Source organism: Streptomyces sp. NPDC057638 (genome assembly GCF_042800315.1).
GTDB lineage: Bacteria > Actinomycetota > Actinomycetes > Streptomycetales > Streptomycetaceae > Streptomyces.
Genome location: NZ_JBHVHF010000327.1, coordinates 1 through 8,042 on the forward strand (window position 1 = coordinate 1; position 8,042 = coordinate 8,042).

Here is an 8,042-nt window from a genome sequence, read left to right on the forward strand (position 1 = left end):
GTCAGGGCGTCGGCATGTCGGTGTGCCGGGGGAAATCCGGGCCTGACGCCGGGTCACCCCGGGTGCGGGCGGGGACGGGACCGCCGGGGCAGGGAGCCCGTCTCCGTACGGCGGCGACGGCCCTGACGGCGGGACGGAGCCGGGCGGGCCCCGACGCGCGGGCAGGGCGCCGGACCCGGGCGGCGGAAGGGGCCGGGACCACCACGGCACCTCACCACGGTCCGCCACGGCGGGCGGAGCGACGCCGGGCCGGAGAAGCACCCGAGCCGGGCCACGGGAGCGGCACGGGACCGGCCGTGGCGTCCGGGAGCACGCGCTGACGCGCCCTCACCGGCCGGTCAGACCACCTGGTGCAGCCAGCGGACAGGCGCGCCCTCGCCCGCGTAGCGGAAGGGCTCCAGCTCATCGTCCCAGGGCTTGCCCAGCAGTTTCTCGATCTCCGCCTGGAGGTCGGTCTCGCCCTGGGCCGCGCGGGCGAGCGCCGCCCGCAGCCGGTCCTCGGGGATCAGGATGTCGCCGTGTATCCCGGTGACCGCGTGGAAGATGCCCAGCTCGGGTGTGGCGCTGTACCGCTCGCCCTCGGCACTCGCACAGGGCTCGGCGGCGACCTCGAACCGCAGCAGCTGCCATCCCCGCAGCGCGGAGGCCAGTTGGGAGGCGGTCCCGACCTGTGCCTGCCAGGAGAACTCCGCTCTCCAGGTGCCCGGCGACGCGGGCTGCCGGATCCAGTCGAGCTGCACCCGCACACCGAGCACGCCCGCGACCGCCCATTCGACATGGGGGCACAGGGCGCGCGGTGCGGAGTGAACGTACAGAACGCCACGTGTCGTCACCGGGACCTCCAGTGTGGGACGAGGATCGTCTTCCCAGCGGCCTCAGTAAACAGCATCGAGAGGTAATCTCCACAAAAGGGACAGTACGTGACGTGATGGAGTTGACCGGAGCGCTGGGATCCGATGAGCACGATGTTCGCTGGGCCGACGGGGAAAAGCTACCGTGCGTAGGGGTCCAAGGGGTGACGTAATCTCGGTCCGGGGGACGGTACGTACCGAGCTTTCACCCGGCGGGTCCCCCGGGCGGCCACGTCCGGGGATGCCTCCGTACGGGGAAGGCGACACGGAGGGGACGCGGATGCGCGCAGGACGCCGGAGCCACCAGACCACCGACTCGACGCACCACCGGACCGTCATCCCTGACCCAGGGACCACCCGTTCGGACGGACCCCTGACACTCCGGCGGCGGCGCGGGCGCGCCGTCGCCGTCCTCACCGCCGGGACCGTGCTGACCACCGCCGCGCTCACCGGGTGTGACGTCCTGTCGGATCAGGACTCCTCCACCAAGGGCGCCCCCGCCAAGAAGCGGGAGGCCCCGGCCTGGAACCGCAGCCCGGCCACGATCGCGGCCGTGGGCGACTCGATCACCCGGGGCTTCGACGCCTGTGTGGTCCTCTCCGACTGCCCGGAGGTCTCCTGGGCCACCGGCACCGACACCAAGGTCCGCTCCCTGGCGGCCCGGCTGATCGGGAGCGCGCCGGAGGCTCTCGCCGACCGCTCGTGGAACTACGCCCGTACGGGGGCGGAGGTCGCCGATCTGACCGCCCAGATGGCGAAGGCGGCGGCCAAGCGCCCCGAGCTGGTGACCGTGATGGTCGGTTCCAACGACGCCTGTGCCGACTCCACCGCGCTGATGACCCCGGTGAAGGAGTTCCGGGCCTCCTTCACCGCCGCGCTGGAGGAGCTGCGCCGCGCGGCGCCCACGACCCAGGTCTATGTCTCCAGCGTGCCCGACCTGAAGCGGCTGTGGTCGATCGGCCGGGAGAACCCGCTGGGCCGCGCGGTGTGGAAGCTGGGCATCTGCGCCACCATGCTCGGCGACTCGGAGGATCTGAGCACCAAGGCCAACGACCGGCGCGCGCTGGTGCAGGACCGGGTCGTCGCCTACAACCGGATCCTCAAGGAGGTCTGCGCCGGGGACGACCGCTGCCGCTATGACGGGGGCGCGGTCTTCGACTACCGCTTCGAGGACGAACTGCTCAGCAAGTGGGACTGGTTCCACCCGAACAAGTCGGGCCAGGGCGCGCTCGCGGAGATCGCCTACCGCAACATCACGGCGGAGAAGGCCCCCGAGTAGGGCCCCGGCGGCGCTCGGAGACGGTACGGGGGCGGCGTTCCGGCGGTACGGGGGCGACCCCGTACCGCTCCCGTACCGCCTGTCCCCGTACCGCCCGCTCCCGTACCCGCCTGCCCGCTCCCGAGGGGGCGCCCGGCGGGTCTGGCCGGAACGATGATCATGGGGCGATACTTCCGCCTACCCGACGGAAGGATTCCCCATGTCCCCGATACGCGCCCGCGCCACGGTCACCGGCACCGCGCTCGCCGCCGCCCTGACCCTCGCGGTCCCGGCCCCGACCGCCGCCGCCCCGGCGCCCGCCGCGACTCCCGCCGTGCGGGCCGTCCCGCCGACCGTCGAGGAGGCCCGGCTGGAGCGGGCCGTGCCCCAGGAGATCCTGCGGCGTAGTGGGTTCGCCACCGTGGCCCCCCGGTTCGCGGCGGCGCTGGCGAACGCCCGGACGGCCAAGCAGGCCGAGCGGGTGGTCGAGCGCCATGGCGCGGCGCTGTGGCAGCGGGCCGTGGACCGGGTGCAGGGACGCGGGCCGCTGGCGGGCGATCTCGCCCGGGACGACGACCGGCCGCTGTACTGGGCGCGGCTGGGGATGACCCGGGAACTGCGGCAGTGGCAGCCCGCGTTCCCGGTCGGGGACCGGGCCCGCGCCAAGCTGCTGGCGGAGCTGGAGGAGACCTCGCGCGGCCAGGACTCGATGGACTTCCCGCGCGGCCAGCGCCACCGGGGCGCCCCCGTCAAGCGGGTGGTGATGACCGGTTTCGATCCCTTCACCCTCGACCGTGACATCCGCATCAGCAATCCGTCCGGTGCCACCGCGCTGGCACTGGACGGCACCTGGATCCAGACGGCGGACGGCCCGGCGCGGGTGGAGACCGCGATCTTCCCGGTCCGCTGGCAGGACTTCGCCGACGGTACGGTGGAGAAGGCCCTGCGCACACCGCTGGCCCGGGCCGATGTCTTCACCACCGTGAGCCAGGGCAGGCCGGGCCGGATCGACATCGAGCGCCACAACGGCGCCTGGCGCGGCGGCTTCCCGGACAACGAGAACATCTCGCGCACCGAGACCGTCCCGGTCACCGACCCGGCGACCCAGCCGCAGTGGACCACGTCGACCCTGCCGCACACGGCGATCACCGCCGCCCCCACGGGTCGTTTCCCGGTCTACGACAACACCTCCGTGACCGAGATCCCGGCCGGTGCCACCGCGCCCGTGGTCCGCCCCGACGGTCCGACGCCCGGCTCGACCGCCCGGGTCGGCGGCGGCGGCAACTACCTCTCCAACGAGATCGCCTACCGGGCCACCCTGCTGCGCGACCGGCTGGGCCTGACCACGCCCGGGGGCCATGTCCACACCCCGGTACTGGAGTTCGGCCCCGGCAACACCACGGAGATCACCGACCCGGCCTTCCTCCAGAACCGCCGGGACATCGTGGACCAGGTCCGCGCCATCATCCGGGTCGCGGCGAAGCGGTAAGCCGCGCCGGGAGCCAGGGCCGGGGGCCACGGCCGGGCGGTCACGGCCGGGCGGTCAGGGCCACGGACGGCGTTGGACCTTTCCCGCCCCGGCGATCACCATGACCGTATGAAGATCGCCGCAGCGCAGTTCGACTCCGTCCCCGGCGATGTCGAGGGCAATGTCCGCGCCATCGCCACCGCCGTCCACACCGCCGCCGGCCAGGGCGCGCGTCTCGTCCTCTTCGCGGAGCTGGCCGTCACCGGGTACGGGATGGAGCTGGTCGCCCGCCGCCCCGATCTGGTGCTGGCGGTGGACGACGCCCGGCTGGACCCGGTACGGGAGGCATGCCGGGCGACCGGCACGGTGGCGGTGGTGAACGCGGTGGCCCTGCGGGAGGACGGCCGGGCCGCCATCTCCTCCCTGGTGCTCGGCCCGGACGGGAAGCAGCTCGCCCGCTATGACAAGCGGCATCTGCACGGGGTGGAGCGGGAGCTGTTCGCGGCGGGCGAGCGGGACGGCCGCTTCACGGTCGACGGGGTGCGCTGCGCGCTGACGGTCTGCTACGACAACCGGTTCCCCGAGATCGCCGAGCGGGCCCGGGAGGACGGCTGCCGGCTCTATCTGGCCAGCTCGGTCCTGGAGGAGGGCAATGACTCCTTCGACGCGGTCTATCCCGAACGGGCCCGGCGCAACGGGATGTATGTCGCGATGGCGAACCAGTGCGGCCCCAGCGATCTGGGTCCCTGTCCGGGGCGCAGCGGCGTCTGGGGCCCGGACGGCACCCCGCTGGCCTCGGCGGGCTCGGCCGCCCCGGGCCTGGCCGTCGCGGAGCTGGCCGTCTGACCGCTTCCGTACCGGCCGTGCCCCCGCTCTGTGGACGCGGGGCACGGCACCGGCACCGTCAGGACCGGGCGGCGCCGGGGTCCAGGGCGGCGCTCCGCCCCTCGTCCTCGCCCGTCAGATCGCGGGTCATCAGCGTCGCGCCCGCCACCGCGCCCGGCATCAGGAAGACCGCGACGAAGGGGATCAGGAACGCCAGCGTCAGCGGCACCCCGAAGCCGAGCGCCAGCATCCTGCGGCCGCGCAGCAGCGTCAGCCGCTCCTTCAGCTGCACGCCCCGCCGCTGGAGCGCCACCGCCGCCAGCTCCTCCGCCAGGAAGAAGCCGGAGACGGCGAAGCCTATGGCCGGGACCACGGTCTGTCCGATGACGGGGATGAAGCCCGCCGCGAAGAGCAGCACTCCATAGCAGGCGACCCGCACCAGGATCCGCAGTGAGTCCCGGGCGGAGATCCACAGGTCACGGCCGAAGGAGAGCCCCGACTCGGGCACCTCGCCGCCCTCGCTGCGGTCGACCTCCTCGGAGAGCGACTCGTAGAAGGGGTCTCCCACCAGCAGGGTCACGGCGGTGAAGGTGATCACCGCGAGAAAGAGCCCGAAGACCCACAACAGGGCGGTCAGAAAGCCCCGGAAGAGCCCCAGCCAGGGCGAGGACCAGTCGTCGGCGAACGGTGTCGCCCAGCCGATCAGGTCGTCCGCGCCATAGGCGAGGCCCACCAGCGCGGCCGCGTACACCACCAGGGTCACCAGGCCGGGCAGCAGGCCCAGCCCGAACCACCGGCCGTGCGCGCCGACCCAGCGCTGGCCCTTCAACAGATAGCCGAAACCCACCCCTAGATCACGCATGGGAACACCCTATCGGGCACCACTGACACCGGGACATGCCAGAAGCCCGGCCGGAAATCAAGGCTTGATTGTCGCCAACTCCAGCCGGTAGACGTGCCTCACTGGCCGTGTGACGTGCGCACGACGGCCGACCCCCGCACCACCCGGAGGTTTTCCATGCACATATCCAGACCCGCCCTGGCGGCGGGCGCCGCGTTCACGGCGGCGCTGCTGCTCGCCCCGACCCAGGCGGTCGCCGCCCCCGGCGGGCCGTCCGCACCGAGCGGGGCCACCGCTCCCGTACCGCCGGAGACCGCGACCCGGGAGCGGGGGGCGAGCGACTCGGCGCGGGCCGGGACGCCGCACGGACCCGGCGGCGGTTCGTGGTCCGGGGCGGTGGCGCGCCACGGCGGCAAGGGGACGGACTGGGCCGAGAGCCTGGCCGCCTATCCCCGGCGCACCGCGCTGAAGGCGCCCGCCGTGAACCCGGCCGACAAGTCCATCAAGCTGGGTCTGGCCCCGTACCACGCCCTCGCCCCGAAGCTCAATGAGCTCCAGCGGCTCGGTGACCGGGTCAGTGTGGAGGTCACCGGCCGTTCGGTGACCGGCCGGGAGATGTATCTGGTGACCGTGACGGCGCCGGAGAGCGCCGGTCAGGTCCGTGACCAGGAGCGGATGCGGGAGCGGATCGAGAACGCGCCCGCGCTGGCCGCCGGGGACCGCCGTCTGAAGGCGTCGTACAAGACCCCCGTCTTCCTCAACAACAACATCCACGGCAATGAGTGGGAGGGCACGGACGCCGCCCTGCGGCTGATCGAGAAGCTGGCGACGGCCCAGGACTCCGGGACCGCCGCCCTGCTGAAGCGGACCCGGATCTATCTCAACGTCACCGCCAACCCCGACGGCCGGGTCGCCGGTACCCGCGCCAATGCCAACGGCTTCGACCTCAACCGGGACTTCATCACCGCCACCCAGCCCGAGTCGCGGACCATCCGCCGGATCGCCATCGACAAGCAGCCCGCCGTGATGCTCGATCTGCACGGGTACGTCAACGGCACTCTGATCGAGCCGACGACCCCGCCGCACGGCGAGAACTACGAGTACGACCTGTTCCTGAAGAACTCCTACGCCAACGCGCTCGGCATGGAGAAGGCCGTCAACGGCCTCGGCTACACGGCCGAGAAGGACGGGGTGTACCCGGTCGAGATCCCGTTCCGGGACCAGGCCGAGGGCTGGGACGACTGGCCGCCGATCTTCACCCCGCAGTACATGCCGTTCCAGGGCGCGGTGGCCTCGCACACCATCGAGTTCCCGCTGCGGGTCAACAACGCCTCGTACGACTCCCTGCCGGTGACCGAACTGCGCCGCCGCGCGGCCATCAACACCGACATCGCGGAAGCCTCGATGCGGGCCACCCTCGACTTCGTCCAGGCCAACAGCGCCTCGCTGCTGGTCGACCAGATCGAGACGTTCCGCCGGGGCGCGGCGGGCGAGGCCCAGCGGCCGATCTCGCCGGAGACCGTGCCCGGGGTGCCGGGCATCGGCCCGGAGGACGTCTACACGACCACGTTCCCGCGTGCGTACGTCATCCCGTCGGGCAACGGCCAGCGCAGCGCCACGGCGGCGAAGCGGCTGGTCGACCATCTGATCGCCAATGACGTACGGGTGGAGCGGGCGTACCGCTCGTTCCGGCTGGCCGGAAAGAGCTACCCGGCCGGGTCGTATGTCGTCGACATGCGCCAGCCCAAGCGGGGCATCGCCAATGTGATGCTCGCCGAGGGCCGTGACATCAGCGGCGCGGTCGAGGCGATGTACGACATCTCGGGCTGGAGCCTGGGGCTGCTGTGGGGCGCCACGGTCGACAAGGCCACCGCCGGTGAACTCCCGCGCGGGACCCGTACGGTGACCGAGGCCGCGCCGACCGGCGAGGTCTCCCGCACCGCGCGGCTGAAGCTGCGGCTGGACGACCCCAACGAGATCGCCGCCCTGAACGCGCTGCTGGCGCGGGGCGTGCCGGTGCAGCGCGCGGCGGACGGCACGGCGATCGTGCCCGCCTCGGGTCTGAAGCAGGCGATGGAACTGGCGCGCACCCACGGGGTCCGGTTCACCCGCGCCACCGAGCGCGCGGTGGGCCCGGTCCAGCGGGTCCGGGTGGCGGCCGCGGTCACGGCGGGCGAGCAGTACGCCCTGCGCGAGATGGGCTTCGACGTGGTGCCCGTCTCGACCGCGATCCTCAACGCGGGCTTCGACTGGACGTCGGCCGATGTGCTGTTCGTCTCGTCCGGGCTGAACCACGCGGCCCTGACCCCGGCGGCGCGTGAGGCGTTCACCGCCAGCGGTGTCGGGGTGGTCGGCGTCGGCCTCACCGGCGCGGCCTTCGCCTCGGCGACCGGGCTGATCCCGGCGACGGCGGTGCCCGGCAACCGGGACGCCAACGGCGTGGTCACCGTACGGAACGCGGGCGGCGCCATCACCGGGGGCGCGCCCGCGCACAGCTTCGTCTACGCACCGCTGTGGTTCACCGGCCTGGGCGCCGGGGTGCGGGTGGAGCAGTCGTACGGGACCGGGAACCCGCTGGTCTCCGGCCACTGGCGGGAGAGCGGGGCCGGTGTCGGTGGTCCGGCGCAGGCGGCGGGCCAGCCGTCGATCGTGAGCGCGGTCACCCCGTCGGGCGCGCCGGTCACCCTCTTCGGCACCGAGCCCCTGTTCCGGGGCCACCCGAAGGGCGCGTTCGCGCAGGTGGCGCGGGCGCTGCTGCGGGGCTGACGCGGGTACGGGAGGGGGGCCGCACCTCGGCGA

General features: G+C 73.1%; 6 protein-coding genes. 4 read left to right on the forward strand and 2 right to left on the reverse strand.

What is annotated here, in order from left to right; translation table 11 throughout:
• Nucleotides 1–338: 338 nt before the first annotated feature.
• Nucleotides 339–833 carry a DUF3145 domain-containing protein gene (locus tag ACFVIM_RS29745; RefSeq protein ID WP_384307738.1) on the reverse strand — a complete coding sequence of 165 codons (495 nt, stop codon included), beginning with the start codon at nucleotides 831–833 and terminating at the stop codon, nucleotides 339–341.
• Nucleotides 834–1,131: 298 nt separating this feature from the next.
• Between ACFVIM_RS29745 and ACFVIM_RS29750 the strand changes: the two genes are divergently transcribed.
• From ACFVIM_RS29750 to ACFVIM_RS29760, 3 genes are all read left to right on the forward strand, one after another.
• Nucleotides 1,132–2,130, forward strand: coding sequence for an SGNH/GDSL hydrolase family protein (locus tag ACFVIM_RS29750; RefSeq protein ID WP_384307741.1), 999 nt, complete (start codon nucleotides 1,132–1,134; stop codon nucleotides 2,128–2,130).
• A gap of 199 nt (nucleotides 2,131–2,329) precedes the next feature.
• Nucleotides 2,330–3,598, forward strand: a complete 1,269-nt coding sequence (locus ACFVIM_RS29755) for a pyroglutamyl peptidase (protein ID WP_384307743.1) — start codon at nucleotides 2,330–2,332, stop codon at nucleotides 3,596–3,598.
• Nucleotides 3,599–3,706: 108 nt separating this feature from the next.
• On the forward strand, nucleotides 3,707–4,423 hold the full coding sequence (locus ACFVIM_RS29760; protein ID WP_384307746.1) for a carbon-nitrogen hydrolase family protein: 717 nt from the start codon (nucleotides 3,707–3,709) through the stop codon (nucleotides 4,421–4,423).
• A gap of 58 nt (nucleotides 4,424–4,481) precedes the next feature.
• Here ACFVIM_RS29760 and ACFVIM_RS29765 read toward each other — a convergent pair whose 3' ends face one another.
• A complete protein-coding gene (locus ACFVIM_RS29765) occupies nucleotides 4,482–5,264 on the reverse strand; it encodes an EI24 domain-containing protein (protein WP_384307749.1) in 783 nt (260 codons plus the stop codon).
• A gap of 156 nt (nucleotides 5,265–5,420) precedes the next feature.
• Between ACFVIM_RS29765 and ACFVIM_RS29770 the strand changes: the two genes are divergently transcribed.
• A complete protein-coding gene (locus tag ACFVIM_RS29770) occupies nucleotides 5,421–8,009 on the forward strand; it encodes a M14 family zinc carboxypeptidase (protein WP_384307752.1) in 2,589 nt (862 codons plus the stop codon).
• The last annotated feature ends 33 nt before the right edge of the window (nucleotides 8,010–8,042 follow it).

Bases quoted from the DNA above. Each gene is read 5' to 3' on its own strand.
- ACFVIM_RS29755 (WP_384307743.1), top strand. From the start codon at position 2,330: ATGTCCCCGATACGCGCCCGCGCCACGGTCACCGGCACCGCGCTCGCC.
- ACFVIM_RS29760 (WP_384307746.1), top strand. From the start codon at position 3,707: ATGAAGATCGCCGCAGCGCAGTTCGACTCCGTCCCCGGCGATGTCGAG.
- ACFVIM_RS29765 (WP_384307749.1), bottom strand. From the start codon at position 5,264: ATGCGTGATCTAGGGGTGGGTTTCGGCTATCTGTTGAAGGGCCAGCGC.
- ACFVIM_RS29750 (WP_384307741.1), top strand. From the start codon at position 1,132: ATGCGCGCAGGACGCCGGAGCCACCAGACCACCGACTCGACGCACCAC.
- ACFVIM_RS29770 (WP_384307752.1), top strand. From the start codon at position 5,421: ATGCACATATCCAGACCCGCCCTGGCGGCGGGCGCCGCGTTCACGGCG.